This window comes from Streptomyces sp. NPDC019443 (assembly GCF_044389785.1).
Taxonomy (GTDB): Bacteria; Actinomycetota; Actinomycetes; order Streptomycetales; family Streptomycetaceae; genus Streptomyces.
This window is the reverse complement of sequence record NZ_JBIRYJ010000003.1, coordinates 250,366-276,226: the sequence shown is the minus strand read 5'-3', so window position 1 is coordinate 276,226 and position 25,861 is coordinate 250,366. Positions and strand designations below refer to the sequence as shown.

At 68.8% G+C, this 25,861-nt stretch carries 16 protein-coding genes and 1 pseudogene; 11 read left to right on the top strand and 6 right to left on the bottom strand.

What is annotated here, in order from left to right:
* Window positions 1-79 precede the first annotated feature (79 nt).
* Window positions 80-1,270 (top strand): acyl-CoA dehydrogenase family protein, encoded by a 1,191-nt coding sequence (locus tag ACH492_RS11645; protein ID WP_398985241.1) that lies wholly within the window; start codon window positions 80-82, stop codon window positions 1,268-1,270.
* A gap of 198 nt (window positions 1,271-1,468) precedes the next feature.
* Here the strand turns inward: ACH492_RS11645 and ACH492_RS11640 are convergent, their stop codons facing one another.
* Entirely contained in the window at window positions 1,469-2,977 is a 1,509-nt protein-coding gene (locus tag ACH492_RS11640; RefSeq protein WP_398985239.1) for a serine/threonine-protein kinase, read from the bottom strand.
* Between the two features lie 190 nt (window positions 2,978-3,167).
* Between ACH492_RS11640 and ACH492_RS11635 the strand changes: the two genes are divergently transcribed.
* Entirely contained in the window at window positions 3,168-3,581 is a 414-nt protein-coding gene (locus ACH492_RS11635; RefSeq protein ID WP_398985237.1) for a hypothetical protein, read from the top strand.
* On the opposite strand, the gene ACH492_RS11630 is transcribed toward ACH492_RS11635, so the two are convergent.
* Complete coding sequence (locus tag ACH492_RS11630) at window positions 3,545-4,528, bottom strand: aminotransferase class V-fold PLP-dependent enzyme (RefSeq protein WP_398986198.1); 984 nt, start codon at window positions 4,526-4,528, stop codon at window positions 3,545-3,547. The two genes, ACH492_RS11635 and ACH492_RS11630, sit on opposite strands and share 37 nt — an antisense overlap.
* An 847-nt stretch (window positions 4,529-5,375) precedes the next feature.
* Between ACH492_RS11630 and ACH492_RS11625 the strand changes: the two genes are divergently transcribed.
* Window positions 5,376-6,203 carry an FAD binding domain-containing protein gene (locus ACH492_RS11625; protein ID WP_398985236.1) on the top strand — a complete coding sequence of 276 codons (828 nt, stop codon included), beginning with the start codon at window positions 5,376-5,378 and terminating at the stop codon, window positions 6,201-6,203.
* Window positions 6,200-8,917 carry a molybdopterin-dependent oxidoreductase gene (locus tag ACH492_RS11620; RefSeq protein WP_398985234.1) on the top strand — a complete coding sequence of 906 codons (2,718 nt, stop codon included), beginning with the start codon at window positions 6,200-6,202 and terminating at the stop codon, window positions 8,915-8,917. The genes ACH492_RS11625 and ACH492_RS11620 overlap by 4 nt, the downstream gene beginning before the upstream one ends.
* Before the next feature lie 281 nt (window positions 8,918-9,198).
* Here the strand turns inward: ACH492_RS11620 and ACH492_RS11615 are convergent, their stop codons facing one another.
* Window positions 9,199-10,644, bottom strand: coding sequence for a glyceraldehyde-3-phosphate dehydrogenase (locus ACH492_RS11615; RefSeq protein ID WP_398985232.1), 1,446 nt, complete (start codon window positions 10,642-10,644; stop codon window positions 9,199-9,201).
* A 264-nt stretch (window positions 10,645-10,908) separates the two neighbouring features.
* Between ACH492_RS11615 and ACH492_RS11610 the strand changes: the two genes are divergently transcribed.
* The 3 genes from ACH492_RS11610 to ACH492_RS11600 are packed head-to-tail and all read left to right on the top strand — an operon-like array spanning window position 10,909 to window position 15,603.
* Window positions 10,909-11,841 carry an oxygenase MpaB family protein gene (locus ACH492_RS11610; protein ID WP_398986197.1) on the top strand — a complete coding sequence of 311 codons (933 nt, stop codon included), beginning with the start codon at window positions 10,909-10,911 and terminating at the stop codon, window positions 11,839-11,841.
* A complete protein-coding gene (locus tag ACH492_RS11605) occupies window positions 11,823-14,054 on the top strand; it encodes a tetratricopeptide repeat protein (RefSeq protein WP_398985230.1) in 2,232 nt (743 codons plus the stop codon). Before ACH492_RS11610 ends, ACH492_RS11605 begins: the two co-directional genes overlap by 19 nt.
* 16 nt (window positions 14,055-14,070) lie before the next feature.
* Window positions 14,071-15,603, top strand: coding sequence for a phytoene desaturase family protein (locus ACH492_RS11600; protein ID WP_398985228.1), 1,533 nt, complete (start codon window positions 14,071-14,073; stop codon window positions 15,601-15,603).
* A gap of 18 nt (window positions 15,604-15,621) precedes the next feature.
* Here ACH492_RS11600 and ACH492_RS11595 read toward each other — a convergent pair whose 3' ends face one another.
* Window positions 15,622-17,469, bottom strand: coding sequence for a serine hydrolase (locus ACH492_RS11595; RefSeq protein ID WP_398985226.1), 1,848 nt, complete (start codon window positions 17,467-17,469; stop codon window positions 15,622-15,624).
* Window positions 17,470-17,619: 150 nt separating this feature from the next.
* Here ACH492_RS11595 and ACH492_RS11590 point away from each other — a divergent pair, with 150 nt between their 5' ends.
* The 3 genes and pseudogenes from ACH492_RS11590 to ACH492_RS11580 form a co-directional block, all read left to right on the top strand.
* Window positions 17,620-18,729, top strand: a complete 1,110-nt coding sequence (locus tag ACH492_RS11590) for an NAD(P)H-dependent flavin oxidoreductase (RefSeq protein ID WP_398985224.1) — start codon at window positions 17,620-17,622, stop codon at window positions 18,727-18,729.
* A complete protein-coding gene (locus ACH492_RS11585) occupies window positions 18,726-20,303 on the top strand; it encodes an acyl-CoA synthetase (protein WP_398985222.1) in 1,578 nt (525 codons plus the stop codon). The genes ACH492_RS11590 and ACH492_RS11585 overlap by 4 nt, the downstream gene beginning before the upstream one ends.
* Before the next feature lie 58 nt (window positions 20,304-20,361).
* Window positions 20,362-20,529 (top strand): annotated as a pseudogene (locus tag ACH492_RS11580) (ionic transporter y4hA); the annotation flags it as partial.
* Here ACH492_RS11580 and ACH492_RS11575 read toward each other — a convergent pair.
* Window positions 20,519-22,939, bottom strand: coding sequence for a penicillin acylase family protein (locus tag ACH492_RS11575; RefSeq protein WP_398985220.1), 2,421 nt, complete (start codon window positions 22,937-22,939; stop codon window positions 20,519-20,521). The pseudogene ACH492_RS11580 and the gene ACH492_RS11575 sit on opposite strands and share 11 nt — an antisense overlap.
* An 85-nt stretch (window positions 22,940-23,024) precedes the next feature.
* Between ACH492_RS11575 and ACH492_RS11570 the strand changes: the two genes are divergently transcribed.
* Entirely contained in the window at window positions 23,025-24,521 is a 1,497-nt protein-coding gene (locus tag ACH492_RS11570) for an acyl-CoA synthetase (RefSeq protein WP_398985219.1), read from the top strand.
* Here ACH492_RS11570 and paaK read toward each other — a convergent pair.
* Entirely contained in the window at window positions 24,508-25,794 is a 1,287-nt protein-coding gene (gene paaK / locus ACH492_RS11565) for a phenylacetate--CoA ligase PaaK (protein ID WP_398985217.1), read from the bottom strand. The two genes, ACH492_RS11570 and paaK, sit on opposite strands and share 14 nt — an antisense overlap.
* Window positions 25,795-25,861 lie beyond the last annotated feature (67 nt).

The following is a 25,861-nucleotide window of genomic DNA, read 5'->3' as shown; positions in this document are numbered from 1 at the left end:
GCCCTTCCAGATTCTTGCAACACGTTCTACTGTGTGCGCCGCCGCGCATGGGACGGATCGCGAGACTCCTGGAGGGGCCGTGCACCTCGAATACACGCCTGAGCAGCAGCAGTTGCGCGCCGAGCTGCGCACGTACTTCGCCGAACTCGTGCCGGACAACGTCTACACCCGGTACGCCGACCCGGGCGAGCAGAAGCGCTTCTACCGCGAGACCGTGCGCCGCCTCGGCACCGACGGCTGGCTCGGCGTCGGCTGGCCCAAGGAGTACGGCGGCCGCGGCCTCAGCCCCATGGAGCAGTTCATCTTCTTCGACGAGGCTGCCCAGGCCGGCGTACCGCTGCCGCTGATGGCCCTCAACACCGTCGGCCCGACGATCATGCAGTTCGGCACGGAGGAGCAGAAGGCATACTTCCTGCCGAAGATCCTCTCCGGCGAGATCGACTTCGCGATCGGCTACAGCGAACCCGACGCGGGTACCGACCTCGCCGCCCTCAAGACCCGTGCGGTCCGGGAAGGCGACGAGGAATCCGGCACGTACACCGTCAACGGACAGAAGATCTGGACCACCAACGGCGACACTGCCGACTGGGTCTGGCTCGCTGTGCGCACCGACCCCGAAGCCCCGCCCCACAAGGGCATCACCATGCTGCTGGTGCCGACCTCCGACCCCGGCTACTCCTGCACCATCATCAACACCCTTGCCTCGCACGACACCACCGCCAGCTACTACGAGAACATCCGTGTCCCCGCCTCCCGCCGCGTCGGCCAGGAGAACAAGGGCTGGCGACTGATCACCAATCAGCTCAACCACGAGCGCGTCACCCTCGCCGCCCACGGCACCATGGCGATCCGGGCCCTCCAGAACGTCCAGCGCTGGGCCGCCGACACCAAGCTCGCCGACGGCCGCCGCGTCATCGACCTCGGCTGGGTGCGAGGGCGCCTCGCGCAGACCCACACCAAGCTGGATGCGATGAAGCTGCTCAACTGGCAGATGGTAGGCGCCGTCCAGGCAGGCACGCTCACCCCGCAGGACGCATCCGCCGTCAAGGTGTACGGCTCCGAAGCGCGCCGCGACGCGTACGCCTGGCTGATGGAGGTCGTCGGCGCGGCGGGCCCCCTCAAGGAGGGCTCGGCCGGCGCGGTCCTCCACGGAGAGCTGGAGCGCGGCTACCGCTCCGCCGTGATCTTCACCTTCGGCGGCGGCAACAACGAGATCCAGCGGGAGATCATCTCCTGGATCGGGCTCGGGATGCCGCGAGTGCGGCGTTAGCGTCCTTTGTGACGAGGATTTTTAGTTGGCACTTAGGATTTTTAGTTGGCACCAAGATTACTTTGTGCTCTAACGACCTCCCCCGCGATTGGGGTCGGGTCATGCTGGCGTGATGTGGGTCGGACGGTGCAGCAGTCTGTGGGGCGGGCGGCCGGTCTCCCGCCAGCGGCAGAAGAACGCGGGGCCATCGGAGCACGGTCAGTTGGCGGAGCTCCGGAAGGAGCGCAGGAAGACACCCAGCGCGCGCCGGTTAGCGGCGTCGTTCCAGTTGTCGGCCGGGGTCGTCCAGCGCAAGGAGAAGCCACGGCCGGAGCCGATGAGGAAACCGCGGCCGAGCGTGCGCTCGCGGACACCGGTGTCCTCGGAGAACCACTCCATGTCCGCCGCGTCGAGGCCACGGTAGTCGGCGGCGCGGATGTCGCCCAGCCGCTCGTAGTCGACGAACACCCGCTTCAGGGACGGCTCCAGTTCCCGCCAGACTGCGACGGGGTCCGGTCCGAGCTGCTGGCTGTAGGTGATCGTCAGCGTGCGAGGGTCGCCGGACGCGCCGAACGTGACGCGGTAGGACACATCGGCTGAACCGCTGCGGTCGAGCGGCTTCCACCCGGTGGGCAGGTCGATGGAGAACCCCTCCGGAGCCTCGTAGGCGTAGAAAGAGTTAGGGTCGGCGGTTCCGCTGGCGGCCGGGCGGGACGGCGTGGGGCCCGACGCGGAGATGCCGTCGTCTGATCCTCCGGTCAGGGCGAGGGCGGTGAGCGAGGCCCCGACCACGGCCAGCGCCAGGGCCTCGAGGAGCGCGGGCCGACCGACGGTTCGCCTGCTCCACACCCGCCCGGTCCGCCGGACGGCAGCGTACGCGCGCAGGCAGGGGAGCGGCGCCGCCTGCTTTGGTTCCTCGGGATCCTCGCGCAGGATGCGGGTGAACGCCGCGCGGACCACCGGCGCGGGCAGGCGCTCCTGCGGGTCCCTGCGGAGCAGACCCTGGATGGCAGGGCCGAGCAACCCCGCGCTCCGCGGGGACCGGATGGGCCGCAGGTCAACAGCTCGCAGCGTCGCCTCGACCGGTCCACGGTCCCGGACAGGGGGACGCCCCTCTACCATCATGTACAAGATTGCCCCAAGTGCCCACAGATCTGACGCGGGTTCCGTGCCCTCGCCGCGGGCTTGCTCGGGAGAGGCGTACGACGGCGCGGTAACGCGTGGGGCCGACGCGTTCCCCAGCAGCCCGAAGCCGGCGACCAGCGTTCCGCCGTCCTTGCGCACAAATACTTGCCCGGGGCTGAGATCGCCGTGCGTGATGCCTTCACGATGGGCCGCCGCGAGAACGTCGAGGATCTCCAGGCCTATGCGAGCAGCGCGGACGTAGTTGACCGGGCCTCGCCACAGGAGGTCGCTGAGGGGAGCGCCCTCAATCCGATCCATGACCGTCCACACGACGCCGTTCTCCTCCAGGACGTCGAAGACAGTGGCCGCCCGGCCGGGGCAGGTCAGCTCCATGGCTTCGGACTCGCGCAGAATCCGAGCGGCGGTGCGGCGTGCACCGGTGGCCTGAACTGGCCGCGCCTCCATCAAGGAAACCGGCCGTCCGAACCGGACGTCCTGACCGTGCCAGCCGGTGCGGCCTTCCTCACGGTGTACGACCTCCTGCGGCCAGTAGCGTCCGGCGATCAACTCCTGTGTGGTGGCTTGCCCTTCGGTCACGGTCATCCCTCGCTGCGCGCCGGTCTCTCGCCTTTCTCAGTTGTACGGCGGGACTGACCGCGGGTGTTCAACGCGTACGCGATTTGGGCGGCCGGATCTTCGTCCGCCCCAGCCCAAAGGCGAAGCTGTTGTGCCGGCACAGCCTGCCGGAGAAGTTCGACCTCGAGCAGGCCGCGGACCGGCCGGTTGTACCTGGATGTGCCCGCCTGCCGGCTCCTTGGGCATCGTCGGGCACCACGGCGCCACCGTGATGGTCGAGCTCGGGCGCCCCGGCGCGATGCACCCGCTGACCGCGGAGTCCCTCGTGGCACCGTTGCTCACCTCCGGCGAGTACGAGCTCACCGCGGCAAGCACCTACGGGGACATCAGCCGGTCCTGGGAAGACCCGCGGACCTTCGAGTCCGAACCGGAGATGGAACCCGCTGACGGATGGTCCTGGCACGACAGCGACCGGGTAGTCGAAGGGATCAGCTGGAGCGGCGAGTTGGAGATCATCTCCTGGCTGCTGATGGCCGACTGCGCGGTACTGCCGGTCGACGCCTACGCCGGTAACGTGCTCTTCCTTGACGCACGTCAGTGGTCGGCCGCGGCGGAGCGGGTGGGGACGTAGAGCACGTCCAGGAAGGACAGCAGGAGTTGTTCTCGCAGTGCGGGGGCGGCGGCGTTCAGGAGGTGGTTGACCATGGCCATACGCTGCGGAAGCTGTCCGTTGCCGCCGAGGTCGGCGCCGGCCAGGATCGCGGTGTATTCGTCCGGTGTGAGGGTGCTCGGGTCGAGGCCGGCGACGAGGGCGAGAGTGTCGGCGTCCGGGGCTGCCGGGGCTTTCAGGGCGGCCTCCATCGCCTCGGCGAAGGCGTTTTGGAAGTCCGTGAGGCTGTCGAGGGTCGCGCCGTGCAGCGAGATGTGGAGGTTCGCCGGGGAGGACTTGCAGCGGAACTGCGGCTGGGTGAACCAGCCGCGGCTCTTCAACTCGTCGGCGAGCACGAAGATGTCGAGTTCGGGTTCGGTGCTGACGAAGGCTGCCATGTTGCCGACGGGGTCGCCGAGGACCTTGAGGCGGAGTGTCGACCGCAGGTGGTCGATGACCTGCTGGGACGCGGTGCGGGTGCGTCGCGCGATCTCGAGGTAACCCTCGTGGCCGAGGTAGCGCATCACGGCCCAGGCGGCACCTGTGGCACCGGCCGAGCGGCTGCTCTGGACGGTGGTGTTGATGATCGTGTAGCCGGACCAGCGCGAACAGGCGAAGTGGGCGTGGCGCCTCAGGTCCGCGTCGCGGAAGAGAACGACGGACGCCCCCTTCGGGGTATAGCCGTACTTGTGCAGGTCGGCGGACATGGAGGTGACGCCCGGCACGGAGAAGTCGAACGCCGGGATGTCGTCGCCGAGTTCGCGGAGGAAGGGTAGGACGAATGCGCCCACGCAGGCGTCCACGTGGCACCCCACGCCGCGGGAGGCTGCCATCGTGGCGATCTCTTCCACGGGATCGAGCACCCCGTGGCCGTAGGAGAAGGCCGAGGCGACGACCAGGACGGTCCGCTCGTCTATCGCGGCGGCGATGGCCGCGGGGTGGGGTCAGCGACGCCGACGACGAGGACGCGGTTCGACGGCCCCGCCCGACGGCCACCCGCCCGACGGGAAGGGCACCGCCGTCGAAGACCAGTGGTGCCAACCCCTTCGGCCGCAGGGGGATTTCCGTACCAACAGGTGACGGCCCGGTCGTCCACCCCCGGCCGGACGACCCCGTCCCCCACGGGCGCCGGTGTGACCTGGGCGTAGGCGATCGTTCCGTCCTTGCTCACCAGGCCACTGCTGAACGGCTCGGAGACACTCGCCACCTACGGCGCCTTCTTCAACCCGGCTATCAGAGCGCCGATCTCGGACTTGTTGGCCGCGAGGGGTCAGTTTCCGACCGCCGGGCGCCTCGAAGAGGCCCGCGCGGTCGCACCGGCGGCGGAGGCTTGCGGGAACTCCTTCTCCAGCAGGCCGAGGCGCGTCTGCATACTCGCTGTTAGATGTCAGAGATGGCGCCGAATAGTCTGGATGTAGACATCACGACATCACGCCGAAGCCCTGACTTGGCGAGGCCGGCCGGTTCTGCGATATGCTTGACAGGAATCTCTGCGCCCGCCGGTCCTTCCTCGAGCAGTTCGACCGAAGCGGCCATAATTCGATTCTGTCGCTCGAGGTTGTGCCGCTCCCAGTGCGTATGGTGACCCGTCGACGTTCGACGAATGTATCGAGCCGAATTTTCGCAATCGAAAAAGTATGTTCGCATCCCTACCTGCAACAACAAGATCGGGGAGATTTTGGCGTTGCCACGAACGCGAGCGGCGCCACGCGCTGGTTGATCGAGTTCGGTAGGCGGTCCGTCGCACGATTATCGTCGTGAGGGAGATCAGTTCCCATGGACCTCAACACCATCACCGAAGTCATCCGGCGACCGTCCGATCAGCCAGGCGTGGACTGGCGCGAAGGCGACGCCTGGCTCGCAGGCGGAACGTGGCTGTTCTCCGTGGAGCAGCCAGACCTGCGCCGTCTGATCGACCTGACAGCGTTGCGTTGGGATCCCCTCGTCCGGAGCGACGCGGGCCTCGGAATCGGCGCGACGTGCACCATCCGCGACCTGTATGCCTTTGCGCTGCCAGGTGATTGGATCGCGGGCACCCTTTTCGCGAAAAGCTGCGAAGCCTTCTTGTCCTCGTTCAAAGTCTGGAACTCGGCGACCGTCGGCGGCAATATCTGCATGTCTTTGCCTGCTGGCCCAATGATCACGCTGACGGTCGCACTCGAGGCAACGTACGAGTTGTGGGCTCCTGACGGGTCCGCAAGCAACGTCGATGCCCTCGACTTCGTGACCGGCAACAATCGGAACATTCTTACTCCCGGGGAAATCTTGCGGCGCATCGACATTCCGGCGCGCGCCCTGAGGAAACGCACCGCTCACCGCCGCTTCACGTTGACCCACCTCGGCCGTTCGACGGTGTTCCTCATCGGTACTCAAACGCCAGGAATGAGCGACCTGCTGCTCACCGTGACAGCCGGCACTACACGGCCTGTGCGCATTGATTTCGACACCATGCCCGACGCCCGAACTCTGCAGCAGAGCATCGACGTTATCCCGGCCGACGTCTGGTTCGCCGATCCCAACGGGACCCCCGACCACCGTCGCCACCTGACAAAGCACTTCGCCGAAGAGATTCGTCGCGAACTCATAGCTGAGGGCCCGGCATGACGTACATCGTGAACGGCAAGAGCTTCGAGGAGGAACCAGACCCCGGCCAGTGCCTGCGCACTTTCCTCCGTTCACTCGGCCACTATGGCGTCAAAAAGGGTTGCGACGCAGGCGATTGCGGCGCATGCACGGTGTGGTTGGACGGCAATCCGGTACACAGCTGCATCACCCCTGCTTTCCGCGCGGACGGTTGTGAGGTGACTACGATCGAGGGTATTGGATCACCCGGCAACCTTCATCCAATGCAGCGCCAGTTCCGCGACGCCCCGGGGTTCCAATGTGGTTTCTGCACCGCAGGGATGATCATGACGTCGGCAACGTTCACCGAGGCCCAGAAAGAGGACTTGCCACGGGCGTTGAAGGGCAACCTCTGCCGCTGCACCGGCTATCGAGGGATCGAGGATGCCGTGAAGGGCGTCGCCGGCGTAGAGACAGCCGCGCCGGGAAAGGCCGTCGGGACGAGTGTCAGTGCGCCGGCAGCCAACGACGTGGTAACCGGTCGCGCCGAGTTCACGATGGACACCCACATCGAAGGCATGCTGCACCTCAAGGTGCTGCACTCACCACACGCGCACGCCCGGATCGTCTCGATCGACAAGACCGCTGCACTCGCAGTTCCCGGCGTGCATCGGGTCTACACCTGGGAAGATGTGCCGCGCAGGCGTTTTACCACGGCGATCCACAGCGACCATCTTGTCGATCCGGACGACACCTTCATCCTCGACAACACGGTCCGCTTCGTCGGCCAACGCGTCGTTGCGGTCCTGGCCGACACGGTCGGGGCGGCAGAAGAGGGATGCCGGAGGGTCGTCGTCGAATACGAGGAAATGCCGGCAGTATTCGACCCCGAAGAGGCAATGGCCGAGGGGGCGCCACAGCTACACGGCGCGGACAGTCCATTCGTCCGCGATCCCGTCCACAACATCTTGCTCGAGATGCATTCGCACATCGGCGATATCGACGCAGGGTTCGCCGAAGCCGACGTGATCCACGAAGGCACGTACTCCTCACCGCGAGTGCAACACGCGCATCTCGAGACCCACGGCTCGATTGCCTGGATGGAGAACGGTCGACTGAACGTCCGCACCAGTTCGCAGTCGCCGTCGATCGGGAAAGTCAAACTCGCATATCTGTTCGCGCTGCGCCCGGACCAGCTCCGCGTGTTCTGCAAACGCGTTGGTGGCGGCTTCGGCGGCAAACAGGAAGTGATCTCGGAGGATCTGGTCGCGCTCGCCACCCTGGACACCGGGCGGCCTGTCAGCTTCGAGTACACCCGCGAGGAGGAGTTCACGACGGCTTCACCACGGCATCCGATGGCGTTGACGGTCAAGCTCGGCGCGAAGTCAGACGGAACACTCACGGCGTTCCAAGTCCGCAATGTGTCGAACACCGGTGCCTATGGCAATCACGGCGGCGAAACGCTGTATGCAGGCGCCGCTGCCGTAATGATCTACCGCTGCCCCAACAAGAAGTATGACGCCTTCTCCGTCTATACGAACACCGTTCCGAGTGGGGCACTGCGCGGTTACGGGATGACGCAACCGGCGTTCGCCGTGGAATCGGCGATGCACGAACTGGCACTCGCATTGCACATCGATCCGCTCGAACTGCGACGACGCAATATCGTGCGACCGGGTGATCCGCTCGTCGCCATGCATGACGGCCCCGACGACGTGTTGTTCACCGAGGACGGACTCGCGAAGTGCATCGATCTGGTGGATGACGCCATGGCCCGTACAGCCGATGAGCCGTCCCCCGGCCCCGGGTGGCTGGTCGGGGCCGGCGTGGCGAGTTCATTGCACGAGACCGCACCCCCGACCGAACACATCTCCGAGGCCTGGGTCACGCTTGGCGACGACCTCATGTACGAGTTGGCCGTTGGAACAGTCGAATTCGGCGAGGGTACGTCGACGGCGCATGTCCAGATCGCGGCCAACCAACTGGGCACGACGCCGTCGGGGATTCGCCTGGTGCAGTCCGACACTGACCGTACAGGATTCGACACCGGCGCCTTTGCGAGTGCAGGCCTTTTCGTTGCGGGCAACGCGGTACTTCGAGCGGCCAATGCTGTGCGCGACCGCATCCTGGAATTTGCTGCCGCGCACACAGGTGTCCATGTCGTGATGTGCTCGATGGACGACGAGGGTGTCGTCTGCGGCGACCAGCGCGTGTCGTTGGCCGAGCTCGTCGCATCGGCTCGAGCGCGCGGAATTCGATTCAGCGCGGCCCGCAAGGCCTATGGCTCACCCCGAAGCGTCATCTCCAATACGCAGGGGTTCCGAGTCGCCGTCCATCGGGTGACGGGTGAGATCCGAATCCTTTACAGCGTCCAGGCGACCGACGGCGGCGTCATCATCAACCCCGCGCAAGTCCGGGGACAGGTCGAAGGCGGTGTCGCCCAGGGAATCGGCTTCACACTGACCGAGAATTACCACGTCGACGCGAACGGTGTCATGGTCAACCCGAACTTCCGCAACTACCGCATCCCCACCTACGCCGATATCCCGCGCACCGACGTGCTCCTGGTGGACTCGGCGGATTCCGTTGGGCCCGTGCGGTCGAAGGGGATGGCCGAATGCTGTATCAACCCGGTGGCTCCCGCGTTGGCGAATGCGCTCCACGACGCCACGGGCGTCCGCTACCGCGCGCTGCCCCTGACTCCGGAACGGATTTACAGCCGGCTCAACGAATACCAGTCGGTGCCGACAGTCTGAGCAAATGAGCACCTGTCCGGACTGAGCGGGAGTACGAAACGTGGCAGAAGGACGTCAACGCCGCTGCCGCCGGACTTCCGCGGTGCCTCGGCACCGCGGAAGTCCGGCGTGTGCTCGACACGACCATGATCGGTCCAGAATCGCAGGCGGAACGGCTGAGCAGACACCTCGGCGAGTCGGCGGCGAAGTCCGCGAGGAGGAGCAAGGACTCCTCCTCGCGGCTCTCGTAGCCGCGGTGGCGCCCCGCCTGCCGGGACACCGGGTCGGACAGTCCGCCGAGATCAGACCACCGGGGCCGGGTAGGTCGGGTACTCCACCCCGGAGACGTGCTGGACGACGCGGATGACCTGGCAGGAGTAGCCGAACTCGTTGTCGTACCACAGGTAGAGGATCGCGTTGTCGCCGTCCACCTTGGTGGCGCCTGCGTCGACGATCGAGGCGTGACGCGAGCCGATGAAGTCGCTCGAGACCGCGTCGGGGGCGGTGGTGAAGTCGATCTGGCGCTTGAGCGGCGAGGTCAGCGACACGTTGCGGAGGTAGTCGAGGACCTCCTCGCGGGTGGTCTCACGCCCGAGCCGCAGGCTGAGGATCGCGATCGAGACGTCGGGCACCGGGACGCGGACCGAGCTGCCGGTGATCGGCGCCTTGAGGTCGGGGAGCGCCTTGGCGACCGCGGAGGCGGCACCGGTCTCGGTGATGACCATGTTGAGCGGCGCCGAGCGGCCGCGGCGGTCGGAGCTGTGGTAGTTGTCCAGCAGGTTCTGGTCGTTGGTGAACGAGTGGACGGTCTCCACGTGGCCGCGCAGGACGCCGTACTCGTCCGCCATCGCCTTCAGCGGCGGGACGATCGCGTTGGTGGTGCAGGACGCGCAGGACAGGATCTGCTCGTCCGGCTTGATCGTGTCGTGGTTGACGCCGTGCACGATGTTGGGAACGTCGCCCTTGCCCGGCGCGGTCAGGACGACCTTGTCGACGCCCGGGCGCAGGTGCTTCGACAGGCCCTCGCGGTCGCGCCACTTGCCGGTGTTGTCGATGAGGATGGCGTCCTTGATGCCGTACGCCGTGTAGTCGACCTCCGACGGGTCGTTGGCGTAGATCACCTTGATCTCGTTGCCGTTGGCGATGATCGTGCTGTTCGCCTCGTCGACGGAGATCGTGCCCTGGAACTGGCCGTGGATGGAGTCGCGGCGCAACAGCGAGGCGCGCTTGACGATGTCCTGGTCGCCGCCCTGCCGGACGACGATGGCGCGCAGTCGAAGGCCGTTGCCGGAGCCGGCCTTCTCGATGAGCAGGCGGGCGACGAGCCGGCCGATGCGGCCGAAGCCGTAAAGGACGACGTCACGCCCCTCGCGGCGCTCGATCTTGTTGGCACCCATGGCGCCGGCGACGGCCTCGGCGGTGAACTCCTCGACCGAGAGCCCGCGGTCGTCGGTCTTGTACACCGCGGCGAGCATGCCGATGTCGATCTGGGAAGGGCCGAGATCGAGCGTGGTCAGAGCCTGCAGGAACGGCAGCGTCTCGGTGACCGAGAGTTCCTCACCGGCGATCTGCCGGGCGAATCGGTGGGTCTTGAGGATGCTGACCACCGACTTGTTCACCAAGGAGCGGCTGTGAAGCAGGACCGTGACGTCCCGCTCCCGGTGCAGCTTCCCGATGATTGGGATCATCGACTCCGCGATCTCCTCGCGGTTCTTCCAGTTGGTGAACGAGTCGTCATTGACAGTCACAGGTTTATCTTTCGAGCTAGGCGGTGCTCAGATGCTAACCCCCCGCCACTTTGATCATTCAAACGGCCCCCTGACCGAACCTCCGGCCGCAGGCGGCCGGGGGCTCGGTGTTGGCACCGCACGTCACCTGCGTCCGTGATCGCGTACCCAAATGACAACAAGTTCTGCAAGCGAGGTCGCCGATGGAACAGACTGAACTGACACCAGTGCAGGTCAGAGCTTTGGGCAGGTGACATGTATCGCAAGGAGTCGCACGTGCCAGGCATGAGCGGCCCGGACCCGGACGCGGGGCTCTTCGGACCGGACTCGGTGACCTGGCAGATGCACGGAGATCCGATGATGTGGGTCGCCGGGGTGCGCGCGCTGTACCTCCAGGCGCTGCACCCCCGGGCCGTGCGCGGCGTCATGCAGAACAGCGACTTCCGGAAGGACGCCTGGGGCCGGCTCATGCGCACCGCGAACTTCGTCGGCACCATCACCTACGGCACCGCCGCGGCCGCCGAGCAGGCGGGCGCCCGGGTCCGCCGCATCCACACCCACCTCGGGGCCACCGACCCCGTCACGGGCGAGCGCTACGGCGTCGACGAGCCGGAGCTGCTGCTGTGGGTGCACTGCGCCGAGGTCGGTTCGTACCTCGACGTCGCACGCCGCTCCGGTATCCCGCTCAGCGACGCCCAGGCCGACCGCTACCTCGACGAGCAGCGCGAAGGCGCACGCCTGGTCGGCCTCGACCCGGCCGAGGTACCCGCATCCGCCGGGGAGCTCGCCGCCTACTTCGACCGGGTGCGTCCCGAGCTCGCCGCCGGACCCGAGGCACACGACGTCGACGACTTCCTGCAGCGGCCGCCGATCAACCCTCTGCTCGTCCCCGCGCGCGAACTGCTGTGGCGGCGCGTGGCCGCACTCGCGTACAACGCACTGCCCCCTTACGCCCATGAGTTGTACGGCAGACCCGCCCCCGCCCCTGAACGTGTCACGCATCAGCTCATCGCCACAGGCAACCTGCTGCGCTGCATTCCCTCCCGTCTGCGCTGGCAACTGCCGCCAGGTCACATCTTGAAAGCGATGGCGCGACTCGGCCCCGGCGCCCGCCCGGCGCCGTACAAACTGCGCAGACAGGCGGCCATACTGGACGGGCCGGGGAGGGCGCAGCTTAGCGACGGGGGCGACAGCACGCGATGGCGGAATCCAGGCTGATCCAAGGCCGCTACCGGCTGCTCGACGTCATCGGGCGCGGGGGCATGGGCGAGGTGTGGCAGGCCCGCGACGAATCCCTCGGACGGCGCGTCGCGGTCAAGTGCCTCAAGCCGCTGGGACCTCAGCACGACCAGAACTTCACCCGGGTGCTGCGGGAGCGTTTCAGACGCGAGGCGCGGGTCGCCGCGGCACTCCAGCACCGCGGGGTGACAGTCGTCCACGACTTCGGCGAGTACGAGGGCGTGCTCTACCTCGTCATGGAGCTGCTGGAAGGCCGCAATCTCAGCCAGCTGCTGGAGGAGAACAAACAGCATCCGCTGCCGGTGCCCGACGTCGTCGACATCGCAGAGCAGATCGCGGACGCCCTCGCCTACACCCATGAACAGGGCGTCGTCCACCGCGACTTGAAGCCCGCCAACATCATGCGGCTCACCGACGGCGCGGTGAAGATCTGCGACTTCGGCATCGCCCGCCTCGGCGCGGACATCGGCTTCACGTCCCGGCTCACCGGCACCGGAATCGCCATGGGCACCCCGAACTACATGTCGCCGGAGCAGATCAGCGGCAGCCATGTCGACCATCGCAGCGATCTCTACTCCCTGGGCTGTGTGCTGTACGAGATCGCCACCGGCGTCCCGCCCTTCGACCACGACGACGCCTGGGCGGTGCTCGTCGGCCACCGAGACACCCCGCCGCAGCCGCTGCGCACCCACCGGTCCGAGATCCCCGAGTACTTCCAGGGGATCGTCCTCGACCTGCTCGCCAAGACCCCCGAGGCACGGCCCACCGACGCCAAGGAGCTGCGCCGCCGGATGGGCGCCGCCACGCGCCAGGCGCACTCCACCGGGCCCGGGCCCCGCCCCGAGCAGCCGCCCTCGCGCGAGCCGCGGCTGCCGTCCTGGACCCGCGGCATGACCACCGGCCACAAGGCGACCGGCACCTCCCTGCTCCGGCCCGCCCTGCCCGACCACACAGCGGGGCTGACCGGCGAGTGGACCACGCACACCGATCCCCGCGGCGGCCCGCTCCCGCCGCCCCGGGCCAGGTCCGAGCGCCCCACGCCGCCGCCCGAGCTGCTCGCCGTCCTCGCCAGCCGTCACAACGCGGGCCTCAGCCTCGGCCGGCTCGGCCGCTGGGAGGAGGCGGGCGAAGTGCACCGGGCGGTCGCCGCAGAGCGCGAGCACGTCCTGGGTCCCGACCACCCGGACACCCTCGCCAGCCGCTACGAGGTCGGCTTCACGCTGAGCAGGACCGGGCGCGCCGCAGACGCCCTGCGGGAGTTCGGCCGGGTCGCGGACGGGCGCGAGCGGACCATGGGCGCCGACCACCCCGAGACGCTCGCCGCCCGCCAGGAGATGGCGTACGTCCTCGGCCAGCTCGGACGGCACTTCGAGGCGCACGAGGTGTACGCCGCGGTCCTGGACTCCCGCGAGCGCACCGTGGGCCATGACCACCCCGACACCCTGCGCTGCCGGCACAACCTCGCCTTCAACCTCAGCAGGCTGGGACGGCTCGAGGACTCCTACCGGATGGCGTACGACGTCGTGGCCGCGCGCGCCCGGGTGCTCGGCGCCGAGCACCCCGACACCCTGGTCTCGCGGTACGAAGTCGCGTACGCGCTCGGCCAGTTGGGGCGCTGGACCGAGGCGCTGCAGACCTATCGGGAAGTGGCCGTCGCGCGCGCCCGGGCGCTGGGCGCAGACCACCCCGACACCCTCGCCGCCCGCTACGAGGTCGGCATCAGCCTCGGTCGGCTCGGCCGCAGCGCGGAGGCCCTGGAGCTGTACCGCGACCTGGTCGACGACCGCACCCGCGTCCACGGGCCCGACGACCCCGAGACGCTGCGCGCCCGCCACGGCCTCGGGGTGAATCTCGGCCGGCTCGCCCGCTGGGAGGAGGCCCTCGCCGAGGCGCGCGACGTGTGCTCCCTGCGTGAGCGGGTCCTGGGCGCCGACCACCCCGACACCCTCGTCAGCCGCCGGGAAGTGGCCGTGGGCCTCGGCTGGCTGGGCCGCTGGGCGGATGCGCTGACCGTCTACGGCCAGGTCGCCGAGGCCCGTGAGCGGGTGCTCGGCATGGACCACCCCGACGCGCTGGCCAGCCGCAACGACGAAGCGCACTGCCTGGAGCAGCTCGGCAGGCACGCCGAGGCGGTGGAGCTGTACCGGCGGGTGGCGGCGCTGCGGCAGCGGCGGGGCGCGCAGGGCCGATAGCGGTTAGGGTCCGGCCATGCCCGCACACACTTCGTACGACGTCGTGATCGTCGGCGGCGGCCACAACGGCCTGGTCGCCGCCGCCTACCTCGCCCGCGCCGGACGTTCCGTCCTCGTCCTGGAGCGCCGTGGGAACACCGGGGGAGCGGCCGTCTCCACCCGCCCCTTCGACGGGGTCGACGCCCGGCTCTCGCGCTACTCCTACCTCGTGTCGCTGCTGCCCGACAAGATCGTGCGCGAGCTGGGGCTGAACTTCGCCGTCCGTAAACGCACTGTCTCCTCGTACACCCCGAAGGGTGCCGGCGGCCTGCTCGTCGGCGGGGACCGAACCCGGGAGTCGTTCGCCCGGCTCACCGGCGGGGAGCGGGAGTACGCGTCCTGGCAGGAGTTCTACGCAATGACCGGCCGGGTCGCCGAGCGGGTGTTCCCCACCCTCACCGAACCGCTGCCGACCCGCGAGGCGCTGCGCGCGTGCATCGACGAAGAGACGGCCTGGCGGACGCTCTTCGAAGAGCCGATCGGCGTCGCGATCGAGAAGCGGTTCGCCGACGATCTCGTACGCGGCGTGGTGCTGACGGACGCCCTGATCGGCACCTTCGCCGACGCCCATGACCCGTCGCTGATCCAGAACCGGTGTTTCCTGTACCACGTGATCGGCGGCGGCACGGGGGACTGGGACGTGCCGGTGGGCGGCATGGGCGCGCTGACCGACGCACTGGCGGCGGCCGCGCGGGACGCGGGCGCGGAGATCGTGGTGCTGCACGAGGCGACCCGGATCGAGACCGACGGCGAGCAGTCCGAGGTCACCTTCCGCTCGCACGGCGAAGAGGGCACGGTCACGGCCCGTCAGGTGCTGGTGAACGCCTCGCCCCAGGAACTGGCCGCACTGCTCGGCGAGGAGCCCCCCGCTCCCGCGGAGGGTGCCCAGCTCAAGGTCAACATGCTGCTGCGCCGGCTGCCACGGCTGCGCGATCGCTCCGTCGACCCGCGCGACGCGTTCTCCGGGACGTTCCATGTATCCGAGGGATACGGGCAGTTGGCGACCGCGTACCGGGAGGCCGCCGCGGGGAAGTTGCCCAGCGCGCCGCCGTCCGAGATCTACTGCCACTCGCTGACCGACCCGTCGATCCTCGGTCCGGAGCTCGCGGCGCAGGGCTACCAGACGCTGACCCTCTTCGGACTGCACACCCCAGTCCGCCTCTTCGCCGCCGACAACGACGCGGCGCGCACCGAACTGCTGGCCGCCACCCTCGCCGAGCTGGACGCCCATCTGGACGAGCCGATCGCCGACTGTCTCGCGCTCGACGAGCACGGGGAGCCCTGCATCGAGGCGAAGACGCCGCTCGATCTCGAACGGGAGCTGCGGCTGCCCGGTGGCCATATCTTCCACCGCGATCTCGCCTTCCCCTACGCCACCGAGTCCACCGGCCGGTGGGGCGTCGAGACGGCGCATGCCAATGTGCTGCTGTGCGGGGCGGGCGCCGTCCGCGGCGGCGGGGTCAGCGGGGTGCCGGGACACAACGCCGCGATGGCGGCGCTCGGCCGGTGATTCTTAGCTGACGGAGAGTCAGTCCCGCGACGCCGTCCAGCCGTTGACCTCGATCAGAGCGGCGTCCCCGGGTCTGGCCTCGTCGAAGACCGGACGTCCGCGGTCCTCGACCCGCAGGCCGTCCACGTACACTCCGCGGCCCACATAGAGCTGGTCGGTCGCATATCGCCAGCGCAGCCGCACCTTCGCGCCGCACCACGCCGAGAGATCGGCGGTCAGCAGTTGCCAGACACGCCCGGACCAGCCGGTCACCGACCCCGCCGGGTGCGGCTGCGGCTCGGCCGCCCCCCGTACGGTGGTGAACGGCACCGCCCTCCAGGTCGCCCCGTCGTCCGCCGACGCCTCAAGGAACACGGCGTCCGAACCCGGTTCGGTGTCCCACCACAGTCGGCACCGCAGCCGCGCCTGCTCCGAGGCGAGGGCGAGCGCGGGCAGGGTGAGCGTGGCGGATGTGGAGCCGGCCATGCCGGAGAACCAGGCGGTCCGTCCGCGCGCGGGCCGGACGGGGACCGCGCGGGCCATGTTGTTGGCGGCGGCGACGCGCGGGGCGCTTCCGGAGCGCCAACTGCGCACCGGGTGGACAGAGTTGCCGAGCACGATCAGGAAGGAGTCGGTGCTCGGGTCGAGGACCAGGCTGGTGCCGGTGAAGCCGGTGTGGCCCGCGGTGCGGGGTGTGGCCATCGCGCCCATGTACCAGTGCTGGTAGAGCTCGAAGCCGAGGCCGTGTTCGTCGCCGGGGAAGGCGGTGTTGAAGTCGGTGAACATCAGCTCCACGGACGCCGGGAGCAGGATGCGGGACAGTCCGTAGACACCGCCGTTGAGGAGGGTACGGGCGAGGATCGCGAGGTCCCAGGCGCAGGAGAAGACACCCGCGTGGCCCGCGACGCCGCCGAAGCTGTAGGCGTTCTCGTCGTGCACCTCGCCCCAGACCAGTCCGCGGTCCAGGCCCGACCAGGGCGGCCGGGCGTCCTCGGTGGCGGCGATCTTCGGCTTCCAGGAGGCGGGCGGGTTGAAGAGAGTGCGGTGCATCCCGAGCGGAGCAGTGATCTCGCTCTGGAGCAGCACATCCAGGGGGCGACCGGTGATCTCCTCCAGGATCAGCTGCAGCGAGATCAGATTGAGGTCGGAGTAGAGGTACTTGGTGCCGGGAGTGCTGGCCGGGGCCTCGTTCCACAGCAGCCGGAGCTTGCCCTCCCGCGTCGGCTCCTTGTACAGCGGAATCCAGGCGCGGAACCCGGAAGTGTGGGTCAGTAGCTGGCGCACGGTGATGTCCTGCTTGCCCGCGCCCCCGAAGTCCGGGAGGTAGGAGGCGACGGTGGCCTGAAGCTCCAGCGTGCCCCGCTCGATCTGTTGCACGGCGAGGATCGAGGTGAAGAGCTTGGAGACCGACGCCAGATCGAAGACGGTGTCCTCGGCCATCGGGATCTGCCGGTCGGCCGGGAACTCCACGCCCGTGTCGGTCCTCTCGTCGTACGCCATGTAGCGCACGGCCTTGCCGATGGGCCGGTGCAGCGCCACAGTGCCGCCTCGCCCCGCGAGCAGCACAGCTCCCGCGTACCACGGGTGTTTGGGGGAGGGGGCGAGGAACCTCTCCGCGTCGGTGACGAGTTGGTCCAGATGACGAGGGATCAGCCCGGCCCGCTCGGCGGAGCCGCGCCGCAGAGTCGGCCGCCCGGATCCATTGCCCGACTCCGAAGCTGAACCTGCTCGCGAACCCGAACCCGAACCCGAACCCGAACCCGAGCCCGACCCCGACGCCGCCTCCGCGAAGGGAATGGACGCCAGCGCGAGCGCTCCGCCCAGCGCCAGTACTCCGCTGCCCAGCCTCCGGCGGCTGATCCCTCTGCCCGCTGCGTCCTCTGTCATCCGGAACCCTCTCCTGAAAGTATCTTTCGGGATCTGACACGGCAGTGAAACTTTCTTGCCGGGTCCGGGTGCTGTCAACCACCCAAAGAATCTGACACCGCATCAGAAAATCTCTTCCCTCGTCCGCCGGGCTGCGGCATCCTGCCGCCCATGGAGACGGAGCTGAGCAAGAAACTGGGGATCGAGCACGCCATCTTCGGCTTCACCCCGTTCCCGGCGGTGGCCGCCGCCATCACCCGGGCCGGCGGATTCGGGGTGCTCGGCGCGGTCCGCTACACCGCGCCCGACGACCTCAAACACGACCTGGACTGGATGCAGGAGCACACCGGAGGCAAGCCGTACGGCCTCGATGTCGTCATGCCCGCCAAGAAGGTCGAGGGCGTGACCGAGGCCGACGTCGAGGCGATGATCCCCGAAGGACACCGGCAGTTCGTCAGGGACACCCTCGCCAAGCACGGCGTTCCCGACCTCCCCGAGGGCGAGGCCTCCGGCTGGCGTATCACCGGCTGGATGGAGCAAGTCGCCCGCAACCAGCTCGACGTCGCCTTCGACTATCCGATCAAACTGCTCGCCAACGCCCTCGGCTCCCCGCCCGCGGACGTCGTCCAGCGCGCCCACGACCACGGCGTCCTCGTCGCGGCCCTCGCGGGAAGCGCCAAACACGCCAAGCGCCACGCCGAAGCCGGCATCGACATCGTCGTCGCGCAGGGCTACGAAGCGGGCGGCCACACCGGTGAGATCGCCTCCATGGTGCTCACGCCCGAAGTCGTCGATGCCGTGAACCCCCTGCCCGTACTCGCCGCCGGCGGCATCGGCAGCGGCGAACAGATCGCCGCCGCACTCGCCCTGGGCGCGCAGGGCGCCTGGCTCGGATCCCTCTGGCTCACCACCCACGAGGCCGACCTCCACTCCCGCGCGCTCACCGCCAAACTCCTCGCCGCCGGCTCCGGCGACACCGTCCGCTCCCGCGCCCTGACCGGCAAACCCGCCCGCCAGCTGCGTACCGAGTGGACCGACGCCTGGGACGACCCGAACGGACCAGGCACCCTTCCCATGCCGCTCCAGGGACTGCTCGTCGCCGACGCCGTCTCCCGGATCCAGAAGTACGAAGTGGGCCCGCTGCTCGGCACACCCGTCGGCCAGATCGTCGGCCGGATGAACTCCGAGCGCAGCGCGCAGGACGCCTTCGACGAACTGACCCGCGGTTTCGAGCGGGCCGTGGACCGTATCAACCGCATCGCCGGAAGGAGCCGGTCATGACCGAACGGCCGTGGAGGTCCCCCCGGACGGAGTCTGCGGGAGGGTTCTGGGCACAGGCGGCCGCGGACCCGGACCGTACGATCCTGATCGCCCCGGACGGCGAGCAGTGGACCGCCGGACGGCTGCACGCCGCCGTGAACAGGCTCGTTCACGGCCTGCGCGCGGCCGGTCTGGAAAAGGGCGACACGTTCGCCGTCGTCCTGCCCAACGGCGTCGAGTTCCTCACCGCCTACCTCGCCGCCTCCCAGGCCGGTCTCTATCTCGTCCCCGTCAACCACCACCTCGTCGGCCCCGAGATCGCGTGGATCGTCGCCGACTCGGGCGCCAAGGTGCTGATCGCGCACGAACGGTTCGCCGAAACGGCGACCGCGGCCGCCGACGAGGCCAAGCTGCCCGCCGGGCACCGCTATGCCGTGGGCAGTGTCCCGGGATTTTGCCCGTATGCCGAACTCCTCGACGGACAGCCGGAGTCGGTGCCCGCAGACCGGTCGCTCGGCTGGGTCATGAACTACACCTCGGGCACCACCGGCCGACCGCGCGGCATCCGCCGCCCGCTGACCGGCAAGCTCCCCGAGGAGGCCCACCTCGGCGGCTTCCTCGCCATCTTCGGCATCAAGCCGTTCGACGACAACGTCCATCTGGTGTGCTCGCCGCTCTACCACACCGCCGTACTCCAATTCGCGGGCGCCGCCCTGCACATCGGGCACCCGCTGGTCCTGATGGACAAGTGGACGCCGGTGGAGATGCTGCGCCTCGTCGACGCGTACGCCTGCACACACACGCATATGGTGCCGACACAGTTCCACCGGCTGCTCGCGCTGCCCGACGCTGTGAAGGAGCGGTACGACGTCTCATCCATGCGGCATGCCATCCATGGCGCGGCCCCCTGCCCCGACCATGTGAAGCGGGCGATGATCGACTGGTGGGGAAGCTGCGTCGAGGAGTACTACGCGGCGAGCGAGGGCGGCGGCGCATTCGCGACCGCCGAGGACTGGCTGAAGAAGCCCGGCAGCGTCGGCAAGGCCTGGCCGATCAGCGAACTCGCTGTCTTCGACGACGACGGCAACAGGCTCCCGCCCGGCGAGCTGGGCACCGTCTATATGAAGATGAGCACCGGTGGCTTCAGCTACCACAAGGACGAGTCCAAGACGCAGAAGAACCGCATCGGAGACTTCTTCACCGTCGGCGACCTCGGGATCCTCGACGAGGACGGCTATCTCTTCCTCCGCGACCGCAAGATCGACATGATCATCTCGGGCGGCGTCAACATCTACCCCGCCGAGATCGAGTCGGCCCTGCTCACTCATCCCGCCGTCGCCGACGCGGCCGCCTTCGGCATTCCGCACGCGGACTGGGGCGAGGAGGTCAAGGCGGTCGTCGAGCCGGCCGAGGGACACGAGCCGGGGGCTGCGCTGGCGGCCGAGATCCTCGCCCACTGCGAGCGCCGACTGGCGGGCTACAAGCGCCCCAAGACGGTGGACTTCATCGAGGTCATGCCGCGCGACCCGAACGGCAAGCTCTACAAGCGCCGGCTGCGCGCGCCCTACTGGGAAGGGCGCGAGCGGCCCGTGTGAGCCCCGGAGTGGAGCAGCGGCACCCCGGCGGGAGCCAGACCCGGCTCGACGCATGCCGCTGCCCGGGCCCCTGGTCCTGGGGGAGGACTCCACCCATTTGGTGCTGCTCGCGCTCACCGCCGTGGTGAGCACGCTGACCATGGTGCCCGGACGAGCCACGCTTCTTCAGAGCGGCGTCCATCTGGCGCTGTTCGCCGCTTTCGTCTTCCTCTCGTTCAGCCCCTGACCCACACCACCTTCAGTTCGGGCGAGCGCAGGATGTCCCGCTCGCAGAACCGCGACGTCACCCAGCGCTCGTCCGAGAACAGCTCGGTCTGGTCGCTGTAGTGCGGGGAGCCGGGGTTCGACGACTGGGAGTACGTGAGCAGGGTGCGCGCCACCGGGCAGCGCCCGCCGTCCCAGCCGACCGCCTGGATGTGGCTCGAACCGGTCACCACCTCGGTGTAGCCGCCCGCCGGACTCCACATCGGCTCGATCTTGTTCCAGACGCCCAGGGCCTCCGTGCCGCCGTGGACGGGGATGCGTTTTCCGTTCCGTACGACGAACTGGTGCTCACCCAGCGGCGCATTCAGCGGCGTCCCGGCCGCGCGCAGTTCGGCGACGGCGTTCGCGAGGGCTCGGGCGAAGCCGGGCGACGCGGTGTTGAGGGTATTCGGCGTGCGCACCGGATCGGCCGCCGAGAACGGCACCTTCCACAGCTCGGCCGGCGGCACCGACGAGGTGAGCCCCCGCCAGAACCGGTCGAAGAGCAGCGCGCCGCGACTGCCGGTGTTCATGGTGCGGTCCCACTTCGCGAGTACGTCGCAGGCCTGCGCGAGGTCGGCGGTCTTGGCGGGCAGCGCCGCGCACGCCTTCGCAGTGTCGGCCGCGGCCAGATCCCCGGCAGGCACCCGGTTCGCGAACTGCTGCTTCTGCAGATCGGCGACGGTCAGCCGGCCCTCGTCCGCCATCGCTGCCACGTCCTCGATGCCGCCGCGGGTGCGCAGCGAGCGGGGTGTGCCGAGGGAGCCGAAGACCCGCTCGTAGCCCGTGATCGGCCGGTCCGCGTTGGTCAGCCAGGCGCTGTCGTTGGAGTTCTCCGCGTACGGTGCGTCCCGCAGCGTCGGCATCTTCGACGGGCCGAAGATGCCCGGCTGCACCGCGTCCTTGTCCGAGCCGAGCGCGCAGTCTCCGCGCGAACCGTCGAGCACGGCCACGCCCGACGCCGGATATGTCACCTTGCCCAGCGGGGTTGAACAGCGCTGTGCCAGCTCGTCGGTGATCCGCGGCAGCACCTGCGACTGGGAGAAGAGCGTGTGGCCCTTCGAGTCGGCGGCGATCGTGTTCACCCAGGGCAGGCCCTGGGTGCGCCGCAGCGCTCGCAGCATGTCGTCAGTGGAGCGGGACTTGCCGAAGGCGAGTGCCGTGTCGGCGCTGCGCAGATTGCTCGCATTGGGGTCGTTCAGCGCGTACGCCGTCGTGGCCGACCAGGGCAGTGGCAGCGTGGGGCCCAGAGCGGTGACGACCGGGCCGTACCTCGTCCACCACTGTGTACGGGTCACGGACGGGCCGTCCTTGACCGGCACGGTGACCGTCCGCTTCGTCATCCGCTCCGGCTTCCCGTCCACCAGATACGCGGTCGGGTCTGCCGGATCCAGCGTCAGCTGATGCAGATTGAGGGTGACGCCGGTGGCGACGGTGTGGCTCCACGCGACCTTGTCGTTGAAGCCGATGTTGACGATGGCGGTGCCGAGCAGCGAGCTGCCCGAGACGTTCAGCTCGCCGGGTATGGTCTGCTGCGACTGCCAGAAGCGGCGGCCGCCCTGCCAGGGGTAGTGCGGGTTGCCGAGAAGCAGGCCGCGGCCGTTCGCGGTCGCAGAGCCGCTGAACGCCACGGCGTTGGAGCCCATGTCGGCGCTCTCGGCGGCGAACAGCTCCCCAGCGGCCTTCGCCGTCGCGGCCGTATCGGCTGCGCCTACCGGGGCCGTGCCCGGCGGTTTCGCCGCGGTGATGCCGTCGATGCCGCGCCCCTGGCCGCCGAGGACGGAGACGGCGAAGCCGCGCCTGGCCACGTCCAGCGTGGTCACCGGGTCCACCCATTCGGCGTTCTTGCAGGCCGGATCGGTGATGCGGTTCTGCTTCAGCCAGGCGTTGTAGCCGGCCGCCCAGCCGCGCATGAGCTCCTTGGTCCGGTGGCCGGGACCGGCCGGTGCGGGGGTGGCGAGCAGCTTCTCGACGGTGCCCGTGTCGCGTACGCCTCGGAAGTACAGATCGCTGGACAGGTTCTTCGTGGCCGACGACAGCGATCCGTCCGGGGCGGCGTCCGGGCCGAAGTGGCGCGAGCGCTCGCCGTGCACCGTGACGAACCCGTCGGCGAGAACGCACACCTGGTCGGCGGCCTGCGCCCAGCCGGTGCCGAAGCCGAGACTCGCGTAGTTGCCGGCGACGATGTGCGGGATGCCATGTTCGGTGTAGCGGATGACGGCGGACAGACCGCCGCCGGGCGGATGGCGGTGGCGGCTGTCAGCCGCTGCGGCGGGCGGCAGCGCGGCCGCCGCGGTCAACAGGGCGACGCCGGTGAGCCCGAGCCGTCTCAGGCGGATGCGGAAGAGCAACGTGCCTCCCAACGGGACTGCGGTGAAAGCTCGTTGCTCCATGCACTCAGCCGGGGCGAACGGTGTCAACATCCCGTTCGGTATCCGCGGTCTTGACCGTCGGGTCGGCGCCGCCCAGGATCGCGCCATGACAGGTGTACGCAGCAGCACAGTCGACGGAATCGTGCGGCGCAGCGCCCGGCGCACCCCCGACGGCACCGCCGTGCGGTACCGCGACCGGTCCTGGACGTATGCCGAACTGGACGCCGCCGTGTCCACCGCCGCCGCGGTCCTGACGGCCCATGGACTGCGCCAGTACGACCGCGTCGCCGCCTACGGTCACAACTCCGACGCCTATCTCATCGCCTTCCTGGCGTGTGCCCGCGCCGGTCTTGTGCACGTACCCGTGAACCACAACCTCACCGGCGACGACCTCGCGTACATCCTTCGCCAGTCGGGGAGTTCGCTGGTGCTGGCCGACCCGGATCTCGTGCCGCACATTCCCGACGACATGGCCGTACGGACCCTGCGCGACGCCGACGACTCTCTGCTCGCGGCGCTGGGCACTCCCCAGTCGTACGACACCGACCGGGACGCCCGCGACCTGGTGCAGCTGCTCTACACCTCCGGCACCACCGCGCTGCCCAAGGGCGCGATGATGACGCACCGGGCGCTGGCCCACGAGTACGACAGCGCCATCGAAGCCCTCGACCTCCGGCAGACCGACCGGCCCGTCCACTCCCTGCCTCTCTACCATTCCGCTCAGATGCATGTGTTCCTGCTGCCGTATCTGGCGGTGGGCGCGGAGAACACCATCATCGACGCGCCCGACGCGGTGACGGTCTTCGACCTGGTCGAGGCGGGACGCGCCGACAGCCTCTTCGCCCCGCCGACCGTGTGGATCGCTCTCGCGAACCACCCCGAGTTCGCCACCCGCGACCTGAGCGCGCTGCGCAAGGCGTACTACGGCGCCTCCATCATGCCGGTGCCCGTGCTCGAAAGGCTCTGTGAGCGGCTGCCTGGGCTGGGGTTCTACAACTGCTTCGGGCAGAGCGAGATCGGCCCGCTCGCGACCGTGCTGGGACCCGACGAGCACGACGACCGGATGGACTCCTGCGGAAGGCCGGTGCGGCATGTCGAGGCCAAGGTCGTCGACGAGAACGGGGAAGAGGTCCCGGACGGGACCGCGGGCGAAGTCGTCTACCGGTCACCGCAGTTGTGCGAAGGCTACTGGGACAAGCCGGAGGAGACGAAGGATGCCTTCCGCGACGGCTGGTTCCACTCCGGAGACCTGGTGGTCCGCGACGCCGAGGGGTACTACACCGTCGTCGACCGGGTGAAGGACGTCATCAACTCCGGGGGGGTTCTGGTCGCTTCACGACAGGTCGAGGACGCCCTCTACACCCATCCCGCCGTCGCCGAGACCGCCGTCATCGGCCTGCCGGACGACCGCTGGATCGAGGCGGTCACCGCTGTCGTGGTGGCACGCGGGGAGGTCGGCGAGGCCGAACTCATCGACCACGCGCGGGAGAAGCTCGCGCACTTCAAGGCCCCGAAAAAGGTCCTGTTCGTGGACGAGCTGCCGCGCAACGCCAGCGGGAAGATCCTCAAGCGCGAGCTGAGGGACCGCTTCACTTCGTCCTGAGGTCCACGATCCTTTTGATCTTGCCCACCGACCGCTCCAGCGTCTCGGGGTCCACCAACTCGACCGTGACGGACACCCCGATGCCGTCCTTCACCGCGGTCGCGATCGCCCGCGCGGCGGCATCCCGCTGCTCGGACGTCGCATCCGCGCGCGCTTCCGCCCGTACGGTGAGCGCGTCGAGACGGCCCTCGCGGGTAAGCCGCAGCTGGAAGTGCGGAGCGACATGCGGCGTACGCAGCACGATCTCCTCGATCTGGGTCGGGAAGAGATTCACCCCGCGCAGGATCACCATGTCGTCGCTGCGGCCGGTCACCTTCTCCATCCGCCGGAATACCCGGGCCGTGCCCGGCAGCAGCCGCGTCAAGTCCCGGGTCCGGTAACGGATCACGGGCATGGCCTCCTTGGTGAGCGAGGTGAAGACCAGCTCGCCGTGCTCGCCGTCCGGCAGCACCTCGCCGGTGAACGGATCGACGACCTCCGGATAGAAGTGGTCCTCCCAGATGTGCAGCCCGTCCTTGGTCTCCACGCACTCCTGCGCAACGCCGGGGCCGATGACCTCGGACAACCCGTATATGTCGACGGCGTCGATCGCGAACCGCTCCTCGATCTCGCGCCGCATCTCCTCGGTCCACGGCTCCGCGCCGAAGATGCCGACTTTGAGGGAGGTGGAGCGGGGATCGACTCCCTGCCGTTCGAACTCGTCCAGCAGCGTGAGCATGTACGAGGGGGTGACCATGATGATTTCGGGGCGGAAGTCCTGGATGAGCTGCACCTGGCGGGCGGTCATGCCGCCGGAGGCGGGGATGACGGTGCAGCCCAGCCGTTCCGCGCCGTAGTGGGCGCCGAGGCCGCCCGTGAACAGCCCGTATCCGTAAGCCACATGGACCTTGTGGCCGGGCCGCCCGCCGGCCGCGCGGATCGAGCGCGCCACCACGTCCGCCCAGATGTCCAGATCGCGGTCTGTGTAACCGACGACGGTGGGACGGCCCGTGGTCCCGCTGGAGGCATGGATCCGCCGCACCTCGGACTGCTCCACCGCGAACATCCCGAACGGATAGTTGTCGCGCAGATCGGTCTTGGCGGTGAAGGGGAAGCGGCCGAGATCGGCGAGCGTGCGGCAGTCCTCGGGGCGCAGCCCCGCCTTGTCGAACGACTGCCGGTAGAAGCCGACATTCTCGTACGCGTGGCGCAAGGTCGCCCGCAGCCGCTCCAGCTGCAGCGCCTCGAGCTCCTCGCGGCTGAGCCGCTCCGCCGCGTCCAGCAGGTCCGTCATACGGAAACTCCCGTCCCAAACCGGACGACCGATCATTCGGTCGTGCTGTTCCGGGATCAGTAATCCA

Excerpts from the sequence above, each read along its gene's own strand:
- ACH492_RS11600 (WP_398985228.1), top strand. The coding sequence starts at position 14,071 with ATGCCCGCACACACTTCGTACGACGTCGTGATCGTCGGCGGCGGCCAC.
- ACH492_RS11590 (WP_398985224.1), top strand. The coding sequence starts at position 17,620 with ATGGAGACGGAGCTGAGCAAGAAACTGGGGATCGAGCACGCCATCTTC.
- ACH492_RS11610 (WP_398986197.1), top strand. The coding sequence starts at position 10,909 with ATGAGCGGCCCGGACCCGGACGCGGGGCTCTTCGGACCGGACTCGGTG.
- ACH492_RS11570 (WP_398985219.1), top strand. The coding sequence starts at position 23,025 with ATGACAGGTGTACGCAGCAGCACAGTCGACGGAATCGTGCGGCGCAGC.
- ACH492_RS11575 (WP_398985220.1), bottom strand. The coding sequence starts at position 22,939 with ATGGAGCAACGAGCTTTCACCGCAGTCCCGTTGGGAGGCACGTTGCTC.
- ACH492_RS11595 (WP_398985226.1), bottom strand. The coding sequence starts at position 17,469 with ATGACAGAGGACGCAGCGGGCAGAGGGATCAGCCGCCGGAGGCTGGGC.
- paaK (WP_398985217.1), bottom strand. The coding sequence starts at position 25,794 with ATGACGGACCTGCTGGACGCGGCGGAGCGGCTCAGCCGCGAGGAGCTC.
- ACH492_RS11625 (WP_398985236.1), top strand. The coding sequence starts at position 5,376 with ATGGACCTCAACACCATCACCGAAGTCATCCGGCGACCGTCCGATCAG.
- ACH492_RS11635 (WP_398985237.1), top strand. The coding sequence starts at position 3,168 with ATGTGCCCGCCTGCCGGCTCCTTGGGCATCGTCGGGCACCACGGCGCC.
- ACH492_RS11620 (WP_398985234.1), top strand. The coding sequence starts at position 6,200 with ATGACGTACATCGTGAACGGCAAGAGCTTCGAGGAGGAACCAGACCCC.
- ACH492_RS11640 (WP_398985239.1), bottom strand. The coding sequence starts at position 2,977 with ATGACCGTGACCGAAGGGCAAGCCACCACACAGGAGTTGATCGCCGGA.
- ACH492_RS11585 (WP_398985222.1), top strand. The coding sequence starts at position 18,726 with ATGACCGAACGGCCGTGGAGGTCCCCCCGGACGGAGTCTGCGGGAGGG.
- ACH492_RS11605 (WP_398985230.1), top strand. The coding sequence starts at position 11,823 with ATGGCGGAATCCAGGCTGATCCAAGGCCGCTACCGGCTGCTCGACGTC.